Origin of the sequence: Micromonospora sp. HK10, from assembly GCF_000982955.1 — a bacterium.
Taxonomy (GTDB): domain Bacteria; phylum Actinomycetota; class Actinomycetes; order Mycobacteriales; family Micromonosporaceae; genus Micromonospora.
The window spans coordinates 31,421-54,294 of the sequence record NZ_KQ058894.1 but is presented as its reverse complement, the minus strand read 5'-3'; the positions used below and the strand labels follow the sequence as shown (position 1 = coordinate 54,294).

Genomic DNA, 22,874 nt, shown 5'->3' with positions numbered 1-22,874 from the left:
CACCGCCACCGGCCGCCGGCCGCCGGCGTCCGGCGTCCGGCGGGTGGGGCGGCGGTCGGTCGGGCTTAGGATGAGCGGTCACGGCGGAAGGGAACGGCATGACTCGGGCGCGATACCACGGCGGGGCGCGGTGACCCCGCGCGGCTGGGCGGTGCTCACCCTGGCCGGGCTGGTCGTCGCGCTGGTGGTGGCCGGGGCGGTGCTGATCCCCTGGGGCCGGCCACCGGCCCCCCGCGTCGACCAGCTGGCCGCGCTGCGGTCGCTGCCGGTCGAGCAGGTCACCCGGGGGCGTGCCTTCCACGGCGCGTTGCGCCCGGCCGCGTGGTCCGCGCTGGCCGTCGGTCTGCTGGTCGCCCTGGTGCTGGGGTTCACCCCGTTGGGCAGTCGCCTGGTCGAGCTGGCCGGACGGCCCTTCGGGGACCACTGGATCGCCCAGGCGGTGCTCGGCGGGCTCGCCGTGCTGCTCCTGGCCGACCTGGTCACCCTGCCCTTCGCCGCCTGGCGGCAGACCGTGCTCGTCCGGTACGGGCTGAGCACCCAGGGTTGGAGCGGCTGGGCGGTCGACCTGGTCAAGTCGTACGCGGTCAGCGCGATCATCGGCGCCCTCGTCCTGCTCGGCTTCTACGCGGTGGTGCGGCTCGCCCCGCGCTGGTGGTGGGCGCTCGGCGCGGCCGGGGCGGCGCTGCTGGTCGTGCTGCTGTCGTTCGTGCTCCCGGTGCTGGTGGAGCCGGTGTTCAACAAGTTCACCCCGATGGAGCCGGGCCCGCTGCGCGCCGAGTTGGTCGCGCTGGCCGAGCGGGACGGGGTGCCGGTGCGCGACGTGCTGGTCGCCGACGCGTCGCGGCGGACCCGGGCGGTCAACGCGTACGTCTCCGGTCTGGGGCCGACCCGGCGGGTGGTGGTCTACGACACGCTGCTGCGCGAGGCCACCCCGGAGGAGGTGACCAGCGTGGTGGCGCACGAGCTGGGGCACGCCCGGGACCGGGACGTCTGGACCGGCACCGTGCTCGGGGCGCTCGGCGCGGCCGCCGCCGTGGTGGCGCTGTTCCTGATCGGCTCGTGGCCGCCGTTGCTGCGGCTGGCCGGCGTCGACGGGATCGCCCAGCCGCGGGCGTTTCCGCTGCTCATCGCGCTGGTCACCATCGCCGGGCTGGTGGCCACTCCGGTGCAGGCCCTGGTGTCGCGGCAGGTGGAGGCCCGGGCGGACGCGCACGCGCTCGCCCTGACCGGGGACCCGGCCACCTTCGAGGCGATGCAGCGCCGCCTGGCCGGGGTGAACCTCGCCGACCCCGACCCGCCCCGCTGGGAGTACCTCTGGTCGGCCAGCCACCCGTCCACCGTGGAGCGGATGGCCGCCGCCCGCGCCTACGCCAGGGGGAGCGGGCGATGAGCCGGACCTTGCTGATCACCAACGATTTCCCGCCGCGTCCCGGCGGCATCCAGTCGTTCGTGCACCACCTCGCGATCCGGCAGCCCGCCGGCTCGGTGGTGGTCTACGCGTCGAGTTGGCGCGGGGCCGCCAAGTTCGACGCCGACCAGCCGTTCGAGGTGGTCCGGGAACGCACCAAGGTGCTGCTGCCCACCCCGCTGATCGCCCGGCGCGCCGCCAAGCTGGCCCGGGCGTACGACTGCGACACCGTGTGGTTCGGCGCGGCGGCCCCACTGGGGCTGCTGGCGGCGGGGCTGCGCCGCCGGGCCGGGATCCGGCGCGCGGTGGCCCTCACCCACGGTCACGAGGCCGGCTGGGCGACGCTGCCGGGCGCCCGGTCGGCGCTGCGGCGCATCGGCCGGGGCGTCGACGTGACCACCTACCTGGGCGAGTACACCCGGGTCCGGCTGGCCCGGGTGCTGGACGGGGTGACCGAGCTGCGCCGGCTCGCCCCGGGTGTGGACGTGGAGACCTACCACCCGGCGGTGGACGGGGAGCGGGTGCGGGTGCGGCTCGGGCTGGCCGACCGGCCGGTGGTGGTCTGCGTGTCCCGGCTGGTGCCCCGCAAGGGGCAGGACATGCTGATCCGCGCCCTGCCGGAGATCCGCCGCCGGGTGCCGGACGCGGCGCTGCTGATCGTCGGGGGCGGGCCGTACCGGGCGGCGCTGGAGAAGCTGGCCCGGCAGACCGGGGTGGACCGGGACGTGGTCTTCACCGGCTCGGTGCCGTCGGCCGAGCTGCCCGCCCACTACGCCGCCGGCGACGTGTACGCGATGCCCTGCCGGACCCGCAACCGTGGCCTGGACGTGGAGGGCCTGGGCATCGTCTACCTGGAGGCCAGCGCGACCGGGCTTCCGGTGGTGGCGGGCGACTCCGGCGGCGCGCCGGACGCTGTCCGGGAGGGGGAGACCGGGTACGTGGTGCGTGGCCGGGATGTCGCCCAGCTCGCCGACCGGGTGGCCACCCTGCTCGCCGATCGGGACCTGGCCCGCCAGTTCGGCGCGGCCGGCCGGGCCTGGGTCGAGCGGGAGTGGCGGTGGGAGACCCAGGCCGAGCGGATGGCCGCCCTGCTCGCCGGCTGACCCCGCCCCCGCCGGCAGTTCGGCGGCGACCTCGAGCGCAACGCCCGCCGCCGGGCGGGGCCCTGGGCGTCGGCTGGCGTCGGGCGCGGCCCCGGGCAGCGACCGGCGTCGCGCGGGCCCCCGGGCACGACGGCGGTCGTTGACCGGGGGCCCTTGCTGTCACGCGGCCAGCGCCGGTTCGGGGGTGGGCGGCGGCGGGGTGGGCTGCGGGGAGCGGCGGGACAGCCGCCCCGGCCACCAGGTGCGGACCCCCAGGTCCAGGGTGAGCGCCGGGATCAGCAGGCTGCGTACGAGCAGCGTGTCGAGCAGGATGCCGACCGCCACGATGACGCCCGTCTGCACCGACGGCACCAGCGGCAGCACCAGCAGCGCCCCGAAGGTGGCCGCCAGCACGATCCCGGCACTGGAGATCACCCCGCCGGTGACCGTGAGGGCGCGCAGCATGCCCGGCCGGTGCCCGATCAGCGCGGTCTCCTCCCGGGCCCGGGTCATCAGGAAGATCGTGTAGTCCACCCCGAGGGCCACCAGGAACAGGAACGTCTGCAACGGGACCCCGACGAAGAGCCGGGGGTGGCCCATGGCGTGCAGCAGCAGCCCGGCGGCCCCCATCGCGGCCGCGAACGACAGCACCACGCTCGCCATCAGCAGCAGCGGCGCGACCAGCGACCGCAGCAGCAGCACCAGCACGGCCAGGACTACGAGGAGCACCAGCGGGATGACCACCCGGTTGTCCCGGTCCACCGTGCGCCGCTCGTCGAGCAGCGTCGCGGTCCGCCCGCCGACCACGGCCTGCGCGCCGGGCACCGCGTGCACGGCGGTCCGCAGCCCGGTCACCGCCGTGCGGGCGGCGTCGCTGTCCGGGGCGGCGGCGAGCACCGCCTCGACGCGCACCCACCGGCCGTCGGTCGAGCGCTGCGGCGGTGCCACCTCGGCCACGCCGGGCACCGCGCGGGCGGCGGCCACCACCCGGTCGGTCGCCCCGGCCGCCGCCAGGATCTCGGCGGGCGCGGCCGAGCCGCCCGGATAGTGGGCCGCGATGAGGTGCTGCCCGGTGACCGAGCCGACCTCGGTGGTGAAGGACTCGTCGTCGGGCAGGCCGAGGCTGAGGTTGCCGATGCCGAGGGTCAGCGCGACCAGTACGGCGGCGGTGCCGAGCCAGACCGCGCGGGGCCGGCCGGCGACCAGGTTGGCGATCCGCCGCCAACCGCCGTGGTCGGCGGCCCGGTCGACGGTGCCGGCGTCGGCGGTGTAGCGGGGCACGAACGGCCAGAACAGCCACCGGCCGAGCAGCACCAGCACCGCCGGCAGCAGGGTGGTCATGGCCAGCAGCGCCGCGGCGATGCCGACCGCGCCGACCGGGCCCAGCCCGCGGGTGGACGGCAGGTCCGCGGCGAGCAGGCAGAGCAGTCCGATCGCGACGGTCGCCGCGGACGCGCACACCGCGCCGTACGAGCGGCGCAGCGCCGCCGCCATCGCCCGGTGCCGGTCGGGGTGTCGGCGCAGTTCCTCCCGGTAGCGGGCGATCAGCAGCAGGGCGTAGTCCACGCCGACGCCGAAGACCAGCACGGTCAGGATGGTCTGGCTCTGGAAGTCCACGGCCAGCCCGGCGTGCTTGGCCAGCAGGTAGACCACGCCGCCGGCGAGCTGGTTGGCGGCGCCGACCGCGAGCAGCGGGATCAGCCACAGCACCGGGCTGCGGTAGGTGACCAGCAGGAGCACCGCGACGGTGAGCGCGGTGGCCAGCAGCAGCGCCCCGTCCATCCCGCCGAACGCGTCGAAGACGTCGTGCTCGGCCGCCGCGTCGCCGGTCAGCGCGGTACGCAGGCCCGGTGGGACGCCGTCGGCCAGCCGGTCCTTCAGCGCGCCCACCGCCTCGGCGCGCCGGTCGTCGTCCGCGCTGACCGGCAGGGAGAACAGCAGCGCCCGGCCGTCGGCGGCGGGCACCAACGGGGAGACCGCGCCGCCCTCGGCGTACCGGGCGAAGGCCGCCCGGTCGGCGTCGACCCGGGCCCGGTCGGCGGCGGTCAGGCCGGTGTCCCGGACGTAGACGGCGATGGCGAGCTGGCGCCGCGACTCGGGGAAGGCGTCGGCGGCCCGCTGGGCCGCCCGGCTGCTCTCCGCCCCGGCCGGCAACGCGCCGAGCGTCGAGTTGTCCTGCACCTCGCCGAGTTTCAGCGCGAGCGGCCCGGCCACCGACAGCAGCACCAGCCAGAACAGCAGCACGGCGTACCTGCCGCGGCGGCCGGACGGCAGGCCGGCCAGTCGTTGTGGGGACATCGGGTTTTCCTCTCGGTCGGTCACCGTCGGGAACCGGCACGGCCCCCGTCTCGTCTCCGATCCTTCGGCCCGGGCCGCCCCCGGTCAGGGGTGTCATCCCGCCGACCCGGGTGGTGCCAGCACCACCGCTTCCGGCGGGGCGGTGCCGGAGAATGGGTGCCGTGGACAGCCCGGTATCCGACCGAATCCGCGCCGGCCTGCGACCCGCCGCGGTCACCGCCGCGCAGGGGCTGCTGATCGCCCTGCTGTCGCTGACCACGCACGTGCTGCTGGTCGTGCTGTCGCTGGTGGCGTTGCTGCTCATCCCGGCGTTCGGCGTGGGGTTCGCGCTGTTCCCGATGGTCACCGCGCTGGTCCGGCTCTGCACCGGGTCGCACCGGCGGCTGGCCCGGTGGAGCGGGGTGGAGCTGCCCGTCCCGTACCTGCCGGCCCCGCCCGGCGCGCAGGTCGGCACGTGGCGGCGGTTCCGCTGGGTGGTGACCGACCCGGCCACCTGGCGGGACCTGTCCTGGCTGCTGCCCGGCGCGGTGACCGGCGCGGTGTGCCTGGCCGCGTTCGCGCTCCCGCTGTACGGCCTGGAGGGCGCGCTCGGGGTGCCGGTGCTGCTGCACCTGGCCGACGTCTGGTACGGCTACGGCCCGTTCTGGCCGATCGGCAACCTGTTCCAGGCGGTGCTCTGCGTCCCGCTGGGGGTGCTGGTCCTGGCCGCCGGGCTGGCCGCCGGGCGTTGGCTGGTCTGGCTGCACCTGACCTTCGCCGGTTACTTCCTGCCGCCGACCCGGGCCGCCGCGCTGGCGTTGCGGGTCCGCCAGCTCACCGTCACCCGGGCCGACACGGTCGACGCCCAGGCGGCCGAGCTGCGCCGGATCGAACGGGACCTGCACGACGGGGCGCAGGCCCGGCTGGTGGCGCTGAGCATGAGCATCGGGCTGGCCGAGCAGCTCGTCCAGCGCGACCCGGAGGCGGTGCGCCGCCTGCTCGCCGAGGCCCGGGAGACCAGCGGGCAGGCCCTGGCCGAGTTGCGCGGCCTGGTCCGGGGCATCCACCCGCCGGTGCTCGCCGAGCGCGGGCTGGACGGCGCGGTGCGGGCGTTGGCGTTGTCCGTGCCGCTGCCGGTGGCGGTGACGGTGGAGCTGCCGGGGCGGCCGCCGGCGCCGGTGGAGTCGGCGGCGTACTTCGCGGTGGCGGAAGGGCTGGCCAACGTCACGAAGCACAGCGCGGCGTCCCGGGCGTGGATCACCGTGCGGTACGCCGACGGGCGGCTGACCCTGGTGGTCGGCGACGACGGGCGGGGCGGCGCGGACCCGGCGGCGGGCAGCGGCCTGGCGGGTGTCGGGCGCCGCCTGGCGGCCTTCGATGGAACGATGGCGGTGACCAGTCCGGTCGGTGGACCCACCGTCGTCACCATGGAGCTGCCGTGCGAGTTGTCATCGCCGAGGATCTCGCCCTCCTCCGGGACGGGTTGACCCGGATCCTGGAGGCGTTCGGCTGCCAGGTGGTCGCGGCCGTCGACAACGGACCGTCGGTGCTGCCCGCACTCACCACGCACCGCCCCGACGTGGCGGTGGTCGACGTACGGCTGCCGCCCACCTTCACCGACGAGGGGTTGCAGGCGGCCATCCGGGCCCGGGCCGCGCTGCCCGGGCTGCCGGTGCTGGTGCTCTCCCAGCACGTGGAGCGGCTGTACGCCCGGGAGCTGCTCTCCGACCGGCGCGGGGGCGTCGGGTACCTGCTCAAGGACCGGGTGTCGCACGTCGACCAGTTCGTCGACGCGGTGCGCCGGGTGGCCGCCGGCGGCACGGTGATGGACCCCGAGGTGGTCGCCCAGTTGCTGGCCAGCCGGGCCGGCGCGGAGCCGCTGGCGGAACTGACCGCCCGGGAGCGGGAGGTGCTGGGCCTGATGGCCGAGGGGCGCTCGAACGCGGCGATCGCCGGCCGGCTGTTCGTCACCGAGAAGGCGGTCAGCAAACACATCAACAGCATCTTCAGCAAGCTGCGGATGCCGCCGTCCAACGACGACAACCGGCGGGTGCTCGCCGTGTTGGCGTACCTGGACGGGGAGGACGGCCGCCAGCCCCGGGCGCGTGCCTGAGCCGGCGGTCAGGCGCCGGTGCCGGCCGCCAACCCCGGGCGCGTGCCTGAGCCGGCGGTCAGACGCCGGTGCCGGAGAGGGCGGGGGAGCGGTCCAGGTGCTGCCGCGCCGGCCCGGGCCGGCCGAAGTGCCAGCCCTGCGCGGCGTCGCAGTCGATGGCCCGCAGCCGGGCGGCCTGCTCGGCGGTCTCCACGCCCTCGGCGGTCACCGTCACCCGCAGCGCGTGGGCCAGCGACACCAGCGCGGCGAGGATCCGCTCGTCGGTGCGGCTGGCCGGGTCGTCGGCGGGGGCGCGCAGCCCGGTGACGAACTCGCCGGCCACCTTCAGCTCGGTCACCGGCAGACCCCGCAGGTACGCGAGGTTGCAGTAGCCGGTGCCGAAGTCGTCGATGGCGATCCGGACGCCGAGGTCGGCCAGCACCCGCAGGGCGCGCACCGGCTCCTCGGCGGTGCTCATCATGGTGCTCTCGGTGATCTCCAGCTGGAGCCGCCCCGGCGGCAGGCCGGTACGCCCCAGCAGCGCGCGTACCTCGTCCACCAGCCCCGGCCGGCGGACCTGCTGCACGGCCAGGTTGACGCTGACGAACGGGGCGTCGCCGGCCTGGTCGGCCCACGTCCGGGCCTCCCGGCACGCCTCGGCCAGCACCCAGCCGCCCAGCTGCCCGATCAGCCCGGTCTCCTCGGCCAGCCCGATGAAGCTGTCCGGCCGGAGCACGCCCAGCTCCGGGTGGCGCCAGCGGACCAGCGCCTCCATGCCGAGCACCCGGCCGTCGCGCAGCGCGGTCAGCGGCTGGTAGTCGAGGTAGAACTCGCCCCGCTCGAGCGCGGTGGGGATGGCCGCGCTGAGCGCGTACCGGGCCAGCTCGCGGCGGTTGCGGTCGGCGTCGAAGAGCGACCAGCGGGCGCCGCCGGCCGCCTTGGCCCAATGCAGGGTGCTGTCGGCGGCCCGCATCAGCTCCACCGGCGTGGTGTCGGCCACCTGCCGCTCGACGATGCCGATGCTGGCCGAGACGGTCAGCTCGTGCCCGTCGACCAGGGCCGGCTCGTTCACCGCGGCGAGCGCCGCCTCGGCCACCCGGACCGCGTCGTCGGTGCCCGCGGTCCGTTCCACCAGGATGACGAACTCGTCGCCGCCCAGCCGGGCCACCAGGTGCTCGCCGAGGGCGGCGCGCAGCCGGTTCGCCACGGCGATCAGCAACCGGTCGCCGACCTGGTGGCCGAGGGAGTCGTTGACCACCTTGAACCGGTCCAGGTCGAGGAAGCAGACCCCGACCCGGTCGGCGTGGCGGCCCGGTCGGGTCAGCGCGGCGGTCAGCCGCTCGGTGAACAGGGTGCGGTTGGGCAGGTCGGTCAGCGGGTCGTGGGTGGCCTGGTGCCGGAAGCGCGCCTCGCTGTCCCGCAGCGCCCGTTCGGCCTGCGCCCGGGCCGTCATGGCGGCCCGCCGGATGGTCTCCTGCTCGTCCAGCGTGCGGTCGCGCAGCGCGCGGGCGTACCCGGTGGCGACGGTGGCGAGCAGTCGGGCCATCCGGTCCTCGACGTCCTCGGCGACCAGGCCGAGGTCGCGGACCAGGCGCAGCTGGATGACCTCCACGGTGCGGCCGAGCCCTTCGGCGGAGGCGATGTGCGCGCGGACCAGTTCCGCGCCGACCTGCTGGCCGATGCGCAGGTCGAAGGGTTCGGACCGGAGCGCCACGGCCAGCCGTTCGGTGAGCCGTTGCAGCAACGCCTCCAGCTGGGCCTGGGCCATCGGCAGGTAGCTCGTGCCGGCGACCGCCTTGGCCCAGGCCCGGGCGAAGGTGCCCGGGCAGGACCGGTCCCGGCCGGCCGGCTCAGTCACCGAGCCGCCCGACGCCGCCGATGAAGACCGCCTTGGCCGCGTCCTCCGCCTGTTCCGGGGCATCCGGCCGCCACTGCGGCACCCAGACCACGCCCGGCTCGACCAGGTCGAAGCCGGCGAAGAGCGCGGTGAGCTCGGCGCGGCTGCGGATGAACAGCTGGCTGTCGGTGCGGCGGTAGACCCGCTCGGCCTCCGCGCGCTCGCCCGTCTCGCCCCGGTCGTCGTCGCTGGCCTGCGACATGACCAGGTAGCTGCCGGGGGCCAGTGCGGACCGCAGGGTCCGCAGGATCTCCTCCGGGCGGTCCTCGTCGGGGACGAAGTGCAGCACCGCCACGATCATCACGGCTACCGGCTGGGTGAGGTCCAGCAGCGAGGTCACCTCGGGGTGCTGGAGGATGGCCGCCGGACGGCGCAGGTCCTCCTGGATCACCGTGGCCCGGTCGTTGTCGGCCAGGATCTCCCGGCTGTGCGCCACCGCGACCGGGTCGACGTCGACATAGACCACCCGGCATTCCGGGTCGACCCGCTGGGCGACCTCGTGCACGTTGCCGACGGTGGGGATGCCGGAGCCGATGTCGAGGAACTGGCGCACCCCGGACTCGGCGAGGAACTGCACCGCCCGGCGCAGGAAGGCCCGGTTGGCCTGGGCCATCAGCGGTGCCTCCGGCACGGCCGCCATCATCGCCTGGGCGGCGGCCCGGTCGGCCGCGAAGTTGTGCGAGCCGCCGAGGTAGTAGTCGTACATGCGGGCGACGCTGGGGCGCTCCACGTCGATCGAGTCGGGTGCCCAGTCCGGCCGCTGCATGCCTCTGCCCCTTTGTTTCCAGCGCGCGGGGTCCCGCCCGCGCGACCACCCGGGTATTCTGCCCGCCCGCGGTCGCGGTGCAAAGACCACCGTCGTTGCGTCACCGTCCGATCACGGTACGCGGCGACGTTGCCGCGACGCGCGGGAGCGGCCCGCGTCCCGGGCGGGTACGCGGGCCGCTGCCCGGCGGGCGTCGGCGCGGGGTCAGAACTTGGGGGCGTCCGGTGCCTCGAGCAGGCCCAGCCGCAGCGCGGTCATCAGCGCCTGGGCCCGGTTGGCGGCGCCCAGCTTCTCGTAGAGCTTCGAGATGTGCGTCTTGGCGGTGGACTCGCTGACGAAGAGCTGCTTGGCGATGCCGGCGACGCTCATGCCGTCGGCGAGCAGCCGCAGCACCTGGCCCTCCCGCGGGGAGAGCTGCGGGCCGGACGGGGCCAGCCGGCGCTTCATGGCCTCGGCCAGGTCGGCGGCGGTGAACGCGCTGGGGGAGGAGGCGGCGTGCCGGGCGGCGGCCACCACCTCGTCGGCCGGGGCGGTCTTCGGCACGAACGCGCTCGCCCCCGCCTCCAGGGCGCCGAAGAGCTGGTCGTCGCCGGCGTACATGGTGAGCACCACGATGCCCATCGAGGCGCTGGACTTGCGCAGCGCGCGGGTGGCCTCCAGGCCGCTGCCGTCGGGGAGCCGCAGATCCATGATCACCACGTCCGGCTGGAGGGCGCCCGCCTGGCGCACACCCTCGGCGGCCGTGGCGGCCTCACCCACGACCTCGAACTGCCGGTCCCGCTCGAAGGCGTGCCGCAGTCCCTTGCGAATCAGGTCGTGATCGTCGACAAGGAGAACCTTGGTACGGGTGGCCGGTGTCGGACTAGTGGTCATCCTCGGGTTACTCCCCTTCTGCTGCTGCGCTGCCGCGCACCTTATCGCGCCGAGGCGAGGAGCCGAGTACCACCGCCACGGTCGTGCCGCTGGGTTGCCGCGGCCTGATCTCCAACCGGCCCCGGATACGTTCCGCCCTCTCCGCCATGATCGCAAGACCATAGTGCCCGTCGGGGCGCTGGTCACCGATGCCGTGACCGTCATCCGACACTTCAATTTGCGCGTACGGCGGGTCGACCTCACAGGTGACCCACAAATTCGACGCGCCGGCGTGCTTGCGCGCGTTGGTGACCGCCTCCTGCGCGATCCGCAGCAGCTCCGCCTCGGTCGCCGCGGGCAGCCGGGCGGTGGACTCGTCCAGCGACAGGTGCACCCGCAGCCCGCCGGACGCGCCGACGGTGCGGGCGTACTCGGCGATCGCGGCGGCCAGGCCGCCGTGCCGGTCCACCTCGCTGCGCAGCTCGAACAGGCTCAGCCGCAGCTCGGTGATCACCCGGGTGACCTCCTGCCGCAGGGTACGCAGCGACTCGGCGGTCTCCTCGGCGTCCTCGTGCACGGTGGCCAGGGCGTTGTCGATGCCGTAGCCGACCATCACCAGCTCCTGGGCGACCCCGTCGTGGATCTCCCGGGCCAGCCGCTGCCGCTCCTCGTTGGTGGCCAGCGAGCGCACCTCGTCGAAGAGGAGCGCGGCCTCCAGCCGCAGCGCCGCCGGCCCGGTCAGCGCGGTCACCCGGGACACCACCGCCGGCGGGTACGCGTGCGGGGTGTCCGCCTCGACCACCACCAGGCCGACCGTACGCACCCCGGCGACCAGCGGCACGATCAGCGCGGAGACCTCACCGGCATGCCGGGAGCGGGCCTGCGAGCGGGCGGCGGTCTGCGGCTGCTGGCTGGCCCACGCGTCGGCGATGGCGGAGTCCGCGTCGAGGGTGGTCTCCCAGTCGACCCGGTCCGCGCCGATCTGGGCGAGCACCACCAGCCGGCCGCCGCCGGAGGCGGAGAGCACCGCGCCCCGGTCGGTCTTGGCCACCGTGCGCAGCTCCTCCAGCAGGTGCTCGGAGATGCCCCCCGGGTCCAGGGTCGCCCCGGGCAGCTGGCGGGCCACCGTGCGCAGCTGGGTCAGCAGCCGGGTAGCCTCGGCGTACGGCTGGGGCTTGCCCTCGCCGCGCACCCGCACCACCCGCTGGAAGGTGCCGGCCGTGTACAGGCCGAGGCCGGCCAGGATCAGCCACTGGGCGCTGACCGCCAGGTAGCCGAGCTGGCCGAGCTGCGGCTCGCCGCCGACCTCGGTGAACGCGGCGCTGACCAGCAGGGTGGCGGCCGCCACCGCGAGCAGCGCGGCGCCCTCCCGGAACCGCCGGCGCAGCGCCGTCACGGTGACCGGCACGGCCAGGTACGGCAGCACCGCCGAGGCGCCCAGGCCGCCGGTCACCCCGGTCAGCCGGGTGTCGGCGGCGATCTGGCTGGCGGCCAGCCCGAGCACCACCACCTCGGCGAAGCGGCTGAGCAGCCCGAGCAGCCGGTGCTGCGGGGCCAGCACGGCGGGCAACCCGGCGACGCCCAGCAGGGCGATCCACCACAGCGCCGCGGCGTCGCGGGTGGCGAACAGGGTCAGGGCGGCGACCAGCGCGAGGAGGACCAGGCGGGCGGCCGCGGCGAGCGGCTGCGTCTGGGGCGGGCTGGGTGTGGAGGCGGGCACGTGACGGATCGTAGTCAGCCCCGGTAGATATCCGCGATCTCCGCGGCGTACGTCTTGTGCACGACCTGCCGCTTGACCTTCAGCGAGGGGGTCAGCTCGCCGGTCGCCTCGGTGAAGTCCTGCGGCAGGATCCGGAACACCTTGATCGCCTCGGCCTTGGAGACGGACCGGTTGGCCTGGTCGATCGCGTTCTGGAGTTCGGCCAGCAGCGCCTCGTCGTCGCGCAGTTCGGCGACGGCGGTGGTCTCCGGCCGGCCGTGCCCGGCCAGCCACTTCGGCAGGGCCTCCTCGTCGAGGGTGACCAGCGCGGCGATGAACGGCTGCCGGTCGCCGACCACCACGCACTGGCTGATCAGCGGGTGCGCCCGGACCTGGTCCTCGAGCACCGCCGGGGCGACGTTCTTGCCGCCGGCGGTCACGATGATCTCCTTCTTCCGGCCGGTGATCCGCAGGTAGCCGTCCTCGTCCAGCTCGCCCAGGTCGCCGGTACGGAACCAGCCGTCGGCGCTGATCGACTCCGCGGTGGCCGCCTCGTTGTGCCAGTACCCCCGGAAGATGATCTCGCCGGCGATGAGGATCTCGCCGTCGTCGTCGATCCGGATCGTGACGCCGGGCAGCGGGCGCCCGACCGTGCCGATCCGGGTGGCCGACGGCAGGTTCGCGGTGGCCGCGGGGGAGGTCTCGGTGAGGCCGTACCCCTCGCAGATGGTCACCCCGATGCCGCGGAAGAAGTGCCCGAGCCGCGCGCCGAGCGGTGCGCCGCCGGAGATCGCGTCCCGGCACCGGCCGCCCATCGCGGCGCGCAGCTTGCGGTAGACCAGCCGGTCGAAGACGGCACGCTGGGCGCGCAGCGCCACACCCGGCCCGTCGGTGGTCTCCAGCGCCTCGCTGTACGCGATGGCGACCTGCTCCGCCCGGTCGAAGATCCGGCCCTTCCCCGCGGCCTCGGCCTTCTGCCGGGCGCCGTTGTAGACCTTCTCGAAGACCCGCGGCACGGAGAGCACGAAGGTCGGCCGGAACTCCTGCAGCTCGTCGACCAGGTTCTTGGTGTCCGCGCAGTGCGCCATGGTGGCCCGGGCCTGCACCACGCCGATCTGGATGAGTCGGGCGAAGGCGTGCGCCAGCGGCAGGAAGAGCAGGGTGGAGGCGCCCGGGCGGAACAGGTTCGGCAGCACCGGCACCGCGTTGGCGATGTCGGCGTACATGTTGCGGTGGGTCAGCACGCAGCCCTTGGGGCGGCCGGTGGTGCCACTGGTGTAGATGATGGTGGCGATGTCGTCGGCCCGCAGCGTGCTGCGGCGTACCTCGATGTCGGCCGGGTCGACCGCGTCGCCGGCGGTGACCAGCTGGTCCACCGCGCCCAGCTCGATCTGCCACACCTCACGCAGCGCGGGCAGCCGGTCCCGGATGCCGGCGACCAGGGTGGCGTGCGCGGTGGTCTCCACCACCACGGCGACCGCGCCGGAGTCGGCCAGGATCCAGGCGGCCTGCTCGGCGCTGGAGGTCTCGTAGATCGGCACGGTGACCGCGCCGGTGGCCCAGATGGCGTAGTCGAGCAGGGTCCACTCGTAGCGGGTGCGGCTCATCAGCGCGACCCGGTCACCGGGGTTGACCCCGGCCGCGACCAGGCCGCGGGCTACCGCGACCACCTCGTCCCGGAACTGCCGGCAGGTCACGTCGGTCCAGGCGCCGCCGTCGCCGGCCCGCCGGGCGAACTGCACGGCGTCCGGGGCGACCTCGGCGTTTTCCCAGACCGGGTCGGTCAGGTTGGCCGCGTCGCCGACGGTGACGATCGGCGGGACGGAGAACTCGCGCACCTGCACTCCTCGTGCTCGCACTGGCCGGGCCGGCCTTGGCCGGCTGTGTCGAAACCTACCCGGCCCGGCCGTCGACTGCCCGAGGGAGGTTGCCCGCCGGCTGCTGGGATCCCCCGCGCGCGCCCGGGTGGGGTGGAGCGGCACGGGGCGGGCGCCCGCCGGGTAGCCTCCCCCCATGGCGGACTCCTCCACCCAGTCGATCATCGTCGGCGCGTCACCGGACGACGTGGCGGCGGTCATCTGCGACTTTCCCCGGTACCCGGAGTGGGCCGAGGCGGTACGGCGCGCGGAGGTGATCGAGGAGTACGAGGACGGGTACGCCAGCCAGGTCCGGTTCACCATCGACGCGGGCGTGCTGGCCGACGAGTACGTGCTGGCCTACGAGTACGCCGAGGACATCTCCCGGATCGAGTGGCACCTGGTGGCGCCCTCGAAGATGCAGAAGTCCCAGCGCGGTTCGTACGACCTGGCCGGCAATCCGGACGGGACGACCACGGTGACCTACACCCTGGAGGTGGAGCTCTCCGTGGCCATGCTCGGCATGTTTCGCCGCAAGGCCGAGAAAATGATCATGGACGCGGCGTTGAAGCAGCTCAAGCGCCGGGTAGAAGCACCCGGTGCGGCCCACTGACCCGACCGGCCGACCGGTCGCCACGGTAGAGGAGCCGACCCATGGGCACCACTGATCCGGGTTCGGCCCGGGAAGAGGCTGAGCGTCTCGTCGCCACGCTGGTGGCCGGCGCCCGGCTGGCCGCCGCCTCGCCCGGGGCCGGCCCCTGGGGTCCGCTCGGTGGGATCCTCTCCGGTGTGCTCGGTCACACCCCCGGCGCGGCCGGCGCCGGCGACCCGGACCCGACCGCCGGTGGCGGTCCGGGGCGGTTCGCCACCGGATCGGCGGAGTGCTGCGTCTGCCCGATCTGCCGGGGTATCGCCGCGTTGCGTGACCCCAGTCCCGAATTCGCCGAACGCCTGGCCACCGGCGCGGGTGATCTCGCGGCCGGGGTGGCCAGCCTGCTGCGCGCGTTCGCCCCGGACGGTCCCCCCGCCCCGGCCGGTACGGGCGCCGACCAGGCGACCGCCGGGCAGCCGACCGGGGACCACGTGTGGCGCGAGGCGACCCGTACCGGGCATGATTCTCAGCCGGCGCCCGAGCCGGACGTCTGGTCCGCCGCCACCCGCGCGGAGGAGGCGGCCGAACCGGAGCCCGCCCACGTCGCCGGGCCGGACGTGCCGGCCACCCGCCGGCCGCCGGCCGGCCGGCCCGCGGTGCCCGTCTCGCGGGCGTCCGGCGAGGTGGGCGAGGACGCACCAGGCGACGGGGCCTGAGCACCGGACATCCCGACGTGGCACGGCCGGTTCGGCCGACGTCGGGCAGCACAGCAGAGGGGAGTTGGCAGCGGTGACGCTGACCATCGGAGTCGACGTCGGTGGCACGAAGGTGGCCGGCGGTGTCGTGGACGACACCGGCACAGTGCTCGTGCAGACGCGACGGGACACCCCCGCCGACGACGTGGCCAAGACCCGGGACGTCATCATCGAGGTGGTCGCCGAACTGGCCACCGGCCGTACGGTCGAGGCGGTCGGGATCGGCGCGGCCGGCTGGATCGACGCCTCCCGGTCCACCGTGCTCTTCGCCCCCAACCTGGCGTGGCGGGACGAGCCGCTGCGCGAGTACGTCAGCACCGCCACCGGCCTGCCGGTGGTGGTGGAGAACGACGCGAACGTGGCCGCCTGGGCGGAGTTCCGCTACGGCGCCGCCCGGCACGCCGACGACTCGATGGTGATGTTCACCATCGGCACCGGGGTCGGCGGCGGCATCGTGCTCGGCGGTGAGCTGCTCCGGGGCGCCAACGGCATCGCGGCCGAGTTGGGCCACATGCTCACCGTGCCCGACGGGCACCAGTGCGGCTGCGGCCGGCTGGGCTGCATCGAGCAGTACGCCAGCGGCAGCGCCCTGGTCCGCTTCGCCCGCGCCGCCGCCCGCCAGGAGCCGCACCGGGCCGCCGCCCTGCTGGAGCTGGCCGGCGGCGAGGCCGAGGCGGTCACCGGCCCGATGGTGACCGCCGCGGCCAAGGGCGGCGACCCGGTCTCGACCGAGGCGTTCGCCCAGGTCGGCCGCTGGCTCGGCACCAGCCTCGCGGACATGGCGCAGATCCTCGACCCGCAGGTGCTGGTGGTCGGCGGCGGCGTGATCGACGCCGGCGAGCTGCTGCTCGGCCCTACCCGCCGGTCGTACACCGACGCCCTGGCCCAGCGCAGCCGGCTGCCCGTGGCCGAGGTACGCCCGGCCGAACTGGGCAACACCGCCGGCGTGATCGGCGCCGCTGACCTCGCCCGGCGGATCTGAGGTGCCCGGCGAGGGCGTGCCGCTGCGGGTGGTGTCGTACAACATCCACAGCCAGCGGGACGACACGGCCGCGCTGGCCGAGGTGGTCCGGGCCGCCGCGCCCGACGTGGTCATCGTGCAGGAGGGGCCCCGGCGGTTCCGGTGGCGGCAGAAGACCGCCACGCTGGCCGACTCGTTCGGCCTCGTGGTGGCCGCCGGCGGGCTGCCGTCGCTGGGCAACGTGCTGCTCACCAGCCTCCGGGTCCGGGTCACCGGCACCCGCTGCCAGCGCTACCCGCTGACCCCCGGCCGGCACCTGCGCGGGGCCGCGTACGCCGAGTGCCGGGTCGGCGGGAGCCGGTTCCTGCTGGCCGGCTCGCACCTGTCCACCGACCCGGCGGAGCGGCCGGCGCAGGCCGCCGCGTTCAAACGGGAACTGGCCGCCGCGACCCTGCCGGTGGTGGCCGGCGCCGACCTGAACGAGGGGCCGGACGGGCCGGCCTGGCGGACGATCGCCGCGGGGCTGACCGACGCGGCGGTGGCGATGGACCGGGCCGACCGGCACACCTACTCCTGCACGCACCCCCGGCACCGCATCGACGCGCTCTTCGTCGACCCGCGCGTCACGGTCGTCGACTACGACGTGGTGGACACCCCGCGTACCCGGCAGGCCAGCGACCACTTCCCGATCCTGGTCGACCTGCTGCTGCCCGCCGCCGGCTGAGCCCCGCCCCGCCGGGCGCGGGCGGGGCTGGACAACGGCGGGCATTCTCGGCAGGATTTCGCACCGACCCGGCCCGCGTGCCGCACAAAGGAGATGTCCCCCGGTGCCCTCCTCCACCGACCTCGGCCGCCCCGATCCGGACTCGGCGGTCGCCCTGACCCGCGACGGCCGCCCGGTCTCCGACCGGGGCGACACCGTCTGCGTGATCGGCGCGGGCGCCAGCGGCCTCACCGCCGTGAAGAACCTCCGCGAGCACGGCTTCGGCGTGGACTGCTACGAGCGGGAGACCGGCGTCGGCGGGGCGTGGAACTGGCGGCACGACCGCAGCCCGGTGTACGCCAGCACCCACCTCATCTCGTCCCGGCCGTTCACCCAGTTCCCCGACTTCCCGATGCCGGACGACTGGCCGGACTACCCGCACCACGCCCAGCTGCTGTCCTACTTCGAGCGGTACGCCGACCACTTCGACCTGCGCCAGCACGTCTGGTTCGGCACCGAGGTGGTCCGGGTGGAGCCGGTCGAGGGGGACCGCTGGGACGTCACCACCCGCAGCACCGGCGGGTACGGCCCGGAGCGCACCTCGCGCTACGCGGCGGTGGTGCTGGCCAACGGGCACAACTGGTCGCCCAAGCTGCCCCGCTACGAGGGGCTGGAGCAGTTCCGCGGCGAGGTCATGCACGCCTCGTCGTACAAGGATCCGGCCCAGCTGCGCGGCAAGCGGGTGCTGGTGGTCGGCGCCGGCAACACCGGCTGCGACATCGCCGTCGAGGCGGCCCAGCAGGCCTCCCGTTGCTGGCACTCCACCCGCCGCGGCTACTGGTACGCCCCGAAGTACGTCTTCGGCCGCCCGGCCGACCAGGTCAACGACACCCTGCTGGCGCTGCGCGTGCCGCTGCGGGTACGGCAGTGGCTCTACCACTGGACGCTGCGGCTCACCGTCGGCGACCTGACCCGGTTCGGCCTGCCCAAGCCGGACCACCGCGTCTACGAGACCCACCCGATCGCCAACAGCCAGCTCGTCTACTACGTCGGGCACGGGGAGATCACCCCGGTGCCGGACGTGGCCCGGTTCCACGACCGGACGGTGGAGCTGACCGACGGCCGTGAGATCGACCCCGAGCTGGTCGTCTTCGCCACCGGCTACCTGCCGCGCTTCGAGTTCCTGGGCGGCGGGGTGCTCGGCGACGAGGAGGGCACCGGGCGGCCCCGGCTCTGGTTGAACGCGTTCGCCGCCGGCCACCCCACCCTGGCCGTGGTCGGCCTGGTGCAGCCCGACTCCGGCATCTTCCCCATCGCGCACTGGCAGAGCGTGCTCTTCGCCCGGCTGCTCGAGTTGCGCACCAGCCGGCCGGAGCGGGCCGGGGCGTTCGCCCGCCGGGTCGCCGCCGGCCTCGGCGAGCGCTACTCGGGGAAGGTCAAGGACAGCACCCGGCACTGGTTCGAGGTCGGGCACGCCGACTACCTGCGCGCGCTCCAGCGCGCCCTGTACGAGCTGGAGGGCAAGTGACCCGGGAGCGTGCCACGGTCGTGACCGAGGGAGCGGCGCAGTGAGCGCCGAGCGGGTCCGGGTCGTCCGGGCCTGGGAGTGGGCCCGCCCGGAGCGCGCCGCCCGCCGCGAGGTGCTCTCCGCGCTGCCCCCGCTGGAACAGGCGAAACCGCCGCTGCTCTTCGTGCCCGGCTTCGGGCACGGCGCGTGGGCCTTCGCCGAGCACTGGCTGGAGCACGCCGCGTCCCGCGGCTTCCCCGCGTACGCGGTGAGCCTGCGGGGGCACGGCGGCAGCGAGCCGGCGCCGGACGCGACGCTGCGGTCGTACACCCATGATGTGGTCCAGGTGGCCGCGGGCCTGCCGCGGCAGGCGGTGCTGGTGGGGCACGGTGCCGGCGCCCGGGTGGTCGCGCACGCCCTGGCCCGCTACCCGGCCCGGGCCGCGGTGCTGGTGGCGCCGGTGCTCGGGGACTGGGCGACGTTCGGCACGGCGCTGCGCCGCAACCCGCTGGGCACCCTGCCCGCGGTCCTCGGGGCCGGCCTGCGGCTGAACCGCCGGCAGCTGTTCAGCCGGGAGCTGCCCGACGCCGACGCCCGCCGCTACGCCGCCCGCCTGGGCCGGGCCAGCCGGCGGGCGCAGTGGCAGCTGCTCAGCGGCCCGGGGCCGGAGCCGGCGGTGGGCCGCCCGCCGGTGCTGGTGCTGGGCAGCCCGGACGACCGGGTGGTGCCGCCGGCCGCGCTGACCCGGGCCGCCCGCCGGTACGCCTCCGCGCCGCTGCTCTTTCCCGGGATGGGGCACGACCTGATGCTCGACGCCCGCTGGCGCGAACCGGTCGACGCGATCCTGGACTGGCTGGAGAAGGACCCGGCGCCCGCGGCGGGCTGACCGCCGAAGGGCGCGGTCAGTCGGCGGTCGCGAGCCGGCTGAGCAGCGAGCCGGTGTGGTCCAGCGCCCGCAGGTACGACCGGGCCCAGGCGTGGATGTCGTGGTGGTGCAGGTGCGCCCGCATCGCCCGCATCCGGGCCGAGACGTCCTCCGGGGTGGCCCGCAGCGCGGCCAGCAGCGACTGCTTGAGCCCTTCCAGGTCGTGCGGGTTGACCAGGTATGCCTGCTCCAGCTCGGCGGCGGCCCCGGCGAACTCGGACAGCAGCAGCGCCCCGGTGTCGTCCACCCGGGCGGCCACGTACTCCTTGGCCACCAGGTTCATCCCGTCGCGCAGCGGGGTCACCGCCATCACGTCGGCGATCCGGTAGAGGGCGACCAGTTCGGCCCGGTCGAAGGGCTGGCTCAGGTAGTGGATGGCCGGCTCGCCGACCCGGCCGAACTCGCCGTTGATCCGGCCGACCTGGTGCTCCACCCGGTCCCGCAGGACCTGGTACTGGCCGACCCGTTCCCGGCTCGGCACCGCCACCTGGATCAGCACGGTGCCCGGGATCTTCACGTCCCCGCTGGCCAGCAGCTCCCGGTACGCCTTGAGCCGCTGCTCGATGCCCTTGGTGTAGTCCATCCGGTCGACGCTGAGGATGACGTGTTCCGGGTCGCCGAGGTCCTGCCGCAGCCGGCGGGCTCGCTCGGCGACGTCGGGCCGGGTGGCCAGCGCGGCCATCTCGGCGGTGTCGATGGAGACCGGGAACGCGCCGATCCGCACCACCCGGTCGCCGACCCCGATCCGCCGGTCGGTGGCCGGCAGCTGCAGCACCTTCGTCACGAGCTGGGCGAAGTTGTGCGCGGCCTGGGCCCGCTGGAAGCCGATCAGGTCGGCGCCGAGCATCCCGCGCAGCAGCTCGGCCCGGCGGGGGAGCTGCATGAACAGCTCCGGCGGCGGGAACGGCACGTGCAGGAAGAAGCCGATCCGCAGGTCGGGGCGGAGCTCGCGGAGCAGCCCGGGCACCAGCTGGAGGTGGTAGTCCTGCACCCAGACCAGGCCGCCCGGCTCGGCCACCTCGGCGGCGGCCGCGGCGAACCGCTGGTTGACCCGCTGGTACGCCTCCCACCAGCGGCGGTGGTATTCGGGTTGCTCGACGGCGTCGTGGTAGAGCGGCCACAGGGTGGCGTTGGCGAAGCCCTCGTAGTGGTCGCGGAGGTCCTCGCCGCTGAGCGGCACCGAGTGCATCCGCACCCCGTCCACGGCGGGCAGGTGCGGCGCCGGGCCGGTGCCGCCCGCCCAGCCGACCCAGGTGGCCGGGGTGTGCCGCAGCAGCGGGTGCAGGGCGCTGACCAGGCCACCGGGGCTGCGGCGCCACTCGAAGGCGCCGTCCGGCGCCACACTGTCGTCGATGGGCAGGCGGTTGGCCACCACCACGAGGGGGCTCTGTCGCATCTCGGGCGTTCCGATCAGCAGGGGGGACCGGCCGACGCGGCGAGGAGCGATCCGGACAGCCGGTGCGGGATGTGACGGACAGCGGTATTCCTACTGACCGTAAGTTACACCCCTGTTACGCGATCGGCCCGGGGGCGTGCGCGTCCCGCGATCCGGGCGGCGGTCAGACGACCGCGCCGTCGTCGGGGTCGTGGTCCTCCGGGTCGCCCGGGCGCAGCCGCCAGATCAGCATCACGAAACCGGCCAGGATACCGGTGAAGCCGAACAGGGTCACCACCGACGGGTCCACCGCAGACAGCAGGGTGGGGGAGAGGAAGAGCAGGAAGCCGAGGACGATGCAGAGCACGCCGACCACGGCGTACTTGGAGAAGCGGGGCAGCGGCGGCGGTGGCGGCGGGGTGTAGTGGTCCTCCTCCCCGCCCGGCAGGTCCGCCCCGAAGGTGTCCAGCCCGTCCAGCAGCGACGGCTCGTCGGCCGGGCTGCGGCCGAGCGACACGCCGGAGATGTCCGCCGCGTACGGCAGGCGGCGCACGTCGGTCGCGGTCGGGCCCGCGGTCTCCTCGGCGCGGCCGCCGGTGCCCGGGCCCGGCCCGGCCGGGTCGACCGGGTCGTCGTCGATGTCCTCGGCGGCGGGCCACGGATGGCTGCCGGCCGCCGGGGCGGTGTGGAAGCCGGCGACGATCCGCGCCCACTCGGCCTCGATGTCCGGCTCGTCGTCGCGGGCGGGCTCCCGGCCCCCCTCGTCGGCCAGCTGGGTGAGGTAGTCCCGGGCGGTGGTCAGGTGCGAGCGGTCGACGTAGAGCCGGTCGACCGGGCGGGGCGGCACCGTCGTGGTGCGGGTGACCGGGTTGAGGTCGGCGGAGGGCTGGAGGTAGGCGGCGATGCCGCCGGCGGCCAGCACGTCGAGCAGGTGCTCACCGACGCGCGGGTCGACGTCGCCCGCGACCGCGTACTCGGCCGCGTCGAGCCCGTTGTCCCGCCGCCCCCGGCGTGCCCCACCCGCTGACACCGGACACCCTCCCTCGCCGCACCGTCGTGCGTCCGCTCCGGCGCTCGATACGCCTGCGACAACCTCGGCCCGGCGGGCGGTGTTCCCGGGACCGGATGAGGGCCGGCCCGGCGCCCCGCCGTGACCCGAGGTGGTCGTGCCTTGAATCGTGACACGTCGGGACCCGGTTCCGGGAGTGCGTTGTGGCGTGCCGCTCCCGGTTCGTAGGCTTCTCCCCGACAGTCCCGCTCGCCGACGGCGCCCCGGGCGCGGTCCGGGCCCGGCCCGGTGGCCCGCACCGGGCGTTCCGGCGGCCCGGGCGTCACCGTTCCCGGCTGCGGAAGGACCCCGGTGCTGTACTGGCTGCTGAAGTACATCATCCTCGGCCCGCCGCTGCGGCTGATCTTCCGTCCGCAGGTCGACGGGCTCGAGCACGTGCCGGAGTCCGGCCCGGTCATCCTGGCCAGCAACCACCTGTCGTTCTCGGACTCGATCTTCACGCCGCTCATCGTCAAGCGAAAAGTCACATTCATCGCAAAGGCGGAGTACTTCACCGGTAAGGGCCTCAAGGGCTGGCTGACCAGGATGTTCTTCGTCGGCTCCGGGACCATCCCGGTCGACCGCTCGGGTGGCCGGGCCGCCCGCGCCGCCCTGGACACGCAGCTCAGGGTGCTGCGGGCCGGAGGCATCGCCGGCATCTACCCGGAGGGGACCCGCTCGCCCGACGGCCGGCTCTACCGGGGCAAGACCGGGGTGGCCCGGCTCGCGCTGGAGAGCGGCGCCCCGGTGGTGCCGATGGCGATGCTCAACTCGGACGCCATCCAGCCCACCGGCCAGATCATCCCCAACCTGGGCCGGGTGCGGATCCGCTTCGGCCGACCCCTGGACTTCTCCCGGTACGCCGGGCTGACCGGCGACCGGTTCGTCGAGCGCGCCGTGACCGACGAGATCATGTACGAGCTGATGGAGCTCTCCGGCCGCGAGTACGTCGACACGTACGCCCAGAAGCTGAAAGCCACCCCCCACCACCCCATCCCCGCCTGACAGCCCCGCCCCGCCCGGCCGCCGCCCGGCCGCCGCCCGGCCCGGCGGTAGGCACGCCGTCCCGAAGAGGGTCC

At 75.1% G+C, this 22,874-nt stretch carries 19 protein-coding genes; 11 read left to right on the top strand and 8 right to left on the bottom strand.

Features of this window, described 5'->3' with window-relative positions:
- Positions 1-130: 130 nt before the first annotated feature.
- Positions 131-1,390, top strand: a complete 1,260-nt coding sequence (locus LQ51_RS28820; protein WP_046571145.1) for a M48 family metallopeptidase — start codon at positions 131-133, stop codon at positions 1,388-1,390.
- Positions 1,387-2,511, top strand: coding sequence for a glycosyltransferase family 4 protein (locus LQ51_RS28815; RefSeq protein ID WP_046571144.1), 1,125 nt, complete (start codon positions 1,387-1,389; stop codon positions 2,509-2,511). Before LQ51_RS28820 ends, LQ51_RS28815 begins: the two co-directional genes overlap by 4 nt.
- Positions 2,512-2,670: 159 nt before the next feature.
- On the opposite strand, the gene LQ51_RS28810 is transcribed toward LQ51_RS28815, so the two are convergent.
- On the bottom strand, positions 2,671-4,788 hold the full coding sequence (locus LQ51_RS28810; RefSeq protein ID WP_046571142.1) for an MMPL family transporter: 2,118 nt from the start codon (positions 4,786-4,788) through the stop codon (positions 2,671-2,673).
- Between the two features lie 161 nt (positions 4,789-4,949).
- Between LQ51_RS28810 and LQ51_RS28805 the strand changes: the two genes are divergently transcribed.
- A complete protein-coding gene (locus tag LQ51_RS28805) occupies positions 4,950-6,254 on the top strand; it encodes a sensor histidine kinase (RefSeq protein WP_046571164.1) in 1,305 nt (434 codons plus the stop codon).
- Entirely contained in the window at positions 6,206-6,880 is a 675-nt protein-coding gene (locus LQ51_RS28800) for a response regulator transcription factor (protein WP_046571141.1), read from the top strand. The genes LQ51_RS28805 and LQ51_RS28800 overlap by 49 nt, the downstream gene beginning before the upstream one ends.
- Before the next feature lie 58 nt (positions 6,881-6,938).
- Here the strand turns inward: LQ51_RS28800 and LQ51_RS28795 are convergent, their stop codons facing one another.
- From LQ51_RS28795 to LQ51_RS28775, 5 genes are all read right to left on the bottom strand, one after another.
- On the bottom strand, positions 6,939-8,780 hold the full coding sequence (locus LQ51_RS28795) for a putative bifunctional diguanylate cyclase/phosphodiesterase (protein WP_082159707.1): 1,842 nt from the start codon (positions 8,778-8,780) through the stop codon (positions 6,939-6,941).
- Positions 8,710-9,522, bottom strand: coding sequence for an SAM-dependent methyltransferase (locus LQ51_RS28790; RefSeq protein ID WP_046571136.1), 813 nt, complete (start codon positions 9,520-9,522; stop codon positions 8,710-8,712). The genes LQ51_RS28795 and LQ51_RS28790 overlap by 71 nt, the downstream gene beginning before the upstream one ends.
- 204 nt (positions 9,523-9,726) lie before the next feature.
- On the bottom strand, positions 9,727-10,395 hold the full coding sequence (locus LQ51_RS28785; protein ID WP_007072219.1) for a response regulator transcription factor: 669 nt from the start codon (positions 10,393-10,395) through the stop codon (positions 9,727-9,729).
- A 7-nt stretch (positions 10,396-10,402) separates the two neighbouring features.
- The gene (locus tag LQ51_RS28780; RefSeq protein WP_046571135.1) at positions 10,403-12,094 is read right to left on the bottom strand and encodes a sensor histidine kinase; all 1,692 of its coding nucleotides are present in this window, start codon (positions 12,092-12,094) and stop codon (positions 10,403-10,405) included.
- A 14-nt stretch (positions 12,095-12,108) separates the two neighbouring features.
- Positions 12,109-13,911 carry an AMP-dependent synthetase/ligase gene (locus LQ51_RS28775; protein ID WP_046571163.1) on the bottom strand — a complete coding sequence of 601 codons (1,803 nt, stop codon included), beginning with the start codon at positions 13,909-13,911 and terminating at the stop codon, positions 12,109-12,111.
- A gap of 175 nt (positions 13,912-14,086) precedes the next feature.
- Between LQ51_RS28775 and LQ51_RS28770 the strand changes: the two genes are divergently transcribed.
- The 6 genes from LQ51_RS28770 to LQ51_RS28745 all read left to right on the top strand — a co-directional run bounded on the left by LQ51_RS28770 (position 14,087) and on the right by LQ51_RS28745 (position 19,333).
- Entirely contained in the window at positions 14,087-14,542 is a 456-nt protein-coding gene (locus LQ51_RS28770; protein WP_046571133.1) for an SRPBCC family protein, read from the top strand.
- A 41-nt stretch (positions 14,543-14,583) separates the two neighbouring features.
- A complete protein-coding gene (locus LQ51_RS28765) occupies positions 14,584-15,237 on the top strand; it encodes a hypothetical protein (RefSeq protein WP_046571131.1) in 654 nt (217 codons plus the stop codon).
- Positions 15,238-15,310: 73 nt separating this feature from the next.
- Positions 15,311-16,258, top strand: a complete 948-nt coding sequence (locus tag LQ51_RS28760; protein WP_046571129.1) for an ROK family glucokinase — start codon at positions 15,311-15,313, stop codon at positions 16,256-16,258.
- A gap of 1 nt (position 16,259) precedes the next feature.
- A complete protein-coding gene (locus LQ51_RS28755; protein ID WP_046571128.1) occupies positions 16,260-16,961 on the top strand; it encodes an endonuclease/exonuclease/phosphatase family protein in 702 nt (233 codons plus the stop codon).
- 103 nt (positions 16,962-17,064) lie between these two features.
- The gene (locus tag LQ51_RS28750; RefSeq protein ID WP_046571127.1) at positions 17,065-18,468 is read left to right on the top strand and encodes a flavin-containing monooxygenase; all 1,404 of its coding nucleotides are present in this window, start codon (positions 17,065-17,067) and stop codon (positions 18,466-18,468) included.
- A 40-nt stretch (positions 18,469-18,508) separates the two neighbouring features.
- Positions 18,509-19,333, top strand: coding sequence for an alpha/beta hydrolase (locus tag LQ51_RS28745; protein ID WP_046571125.1), 825 nt, complete (start codon positions 18,509-18,511; stop codon positions 19,331-19,333).
- Between the two features lie 16 nt (positions 19,334-19,349).
- Here LQ51_RS28745 and LQ51_RS28740 read toward each other — a convergent pair whose 3' ends face one another.
- Both LQ51_RS28740 and LQ51_RS28735 read right to left on the bottom strand, forming a co-directional pair.
- Positions 19,350-20,768, bottom strand: coding sequence for an alpha,alpha-trehalose-phosphate synthase (UDP-forming) (locus LQ51_RS28740; protein WP_046571123.1), 1,419 nt, complete (start codon positions 20,766-20,768; stop codon positions 19,350-19,352).
- A 163-nt stretch (positions 20,769-20,931) separates the two neighbouring features.
- The gene (locus LQ51_RS28735; RefSeq protein ID WP_046571121.1) at positions 20,932-21,777 is read right to left on the bottom strand and encodes a hypothetical protein; all 846 of its coding nucleotides are present in this window, start codon (positions 21,775-21,777) and stop codon (positions 20,932-20,934) included.
- A 330-nt stretch (positions 21,778-22,107) separates the two neighbouring features.
- On the opposite strand from LQ51_RS28735, the gene LQ51_RS28730 reads away from it, so the two are divergent.
- Positions 22,108-22,800: a lysophospholipid acyltransferase family protein gene (locus tag LQ51_RS28730; protein WP_046571119.1), complete on the top strand. Its 693-nt coding sequence runs from the start codon at positions 22,108-22,110 to the stop codon at positions 22,798-22,800.
- The last annotated feature ends 74 nt before the right edge of the window (positions 22,801-22,874 follow it).

Coding starts and splice junctions, on each gene's coding strand:
- LQ51_RS28815 (WP_046571144.1), top strand. CDS start 1,387: ATGAGCCGGACCTTGCTGATCACCAACGATTTCCCGCCGCGTCCCGGC.
- LQ51_RS28810 (WP_046571142.1), bottom strand. CDS start 4,788: ATGTCCCCACAACGACTGGCCGGCCTGCCGTCCGGCCGCCGCGGCAGG.
- LQ51_RS28795 (WP_082159707.1), bottom strand. CDS start 8,780: ATGCCCCGGAACAGGCGGAGGACGCGGCCAAGGCGGTCTTCATCGGCG.
- LQ51_RS28790 (WP_046571136.1), bottom strand. CDS start 9,522: ATGCAGCGGCCGGACTGGGCACCCGACTCGATCGACGTGGAGCGCCCC.
- LQ51_RS28785 (WP_007072219.1), bottom strand. CDS start 10,395: ATGACCACTAGTCCGACACCGGCCACCCGTACCAAGGTTCTCCTTGTC.
- LQ51_RS28770 (WP_046571133.1), top strand. CDS start 14,087: ATGGCGGACTCCTCCACCCAGTCGATCATCGTCGGCGCGTCACCGGAC.
- LQ51_RS28765 (WP_046571131.1), top strand. CDS start 14,584: ATGGGCACCACTGATCCGGGTTCGGCCCGGGAAGAGGCTGAGCGTCTC.
- LQ51_RS28740 (WP_046571123.1), bottom strand. CDS start 20,768: ATGCGACAGAGCCCCCTCGTGGTGGTGGCCAACCGCCTGCCCATCGAC.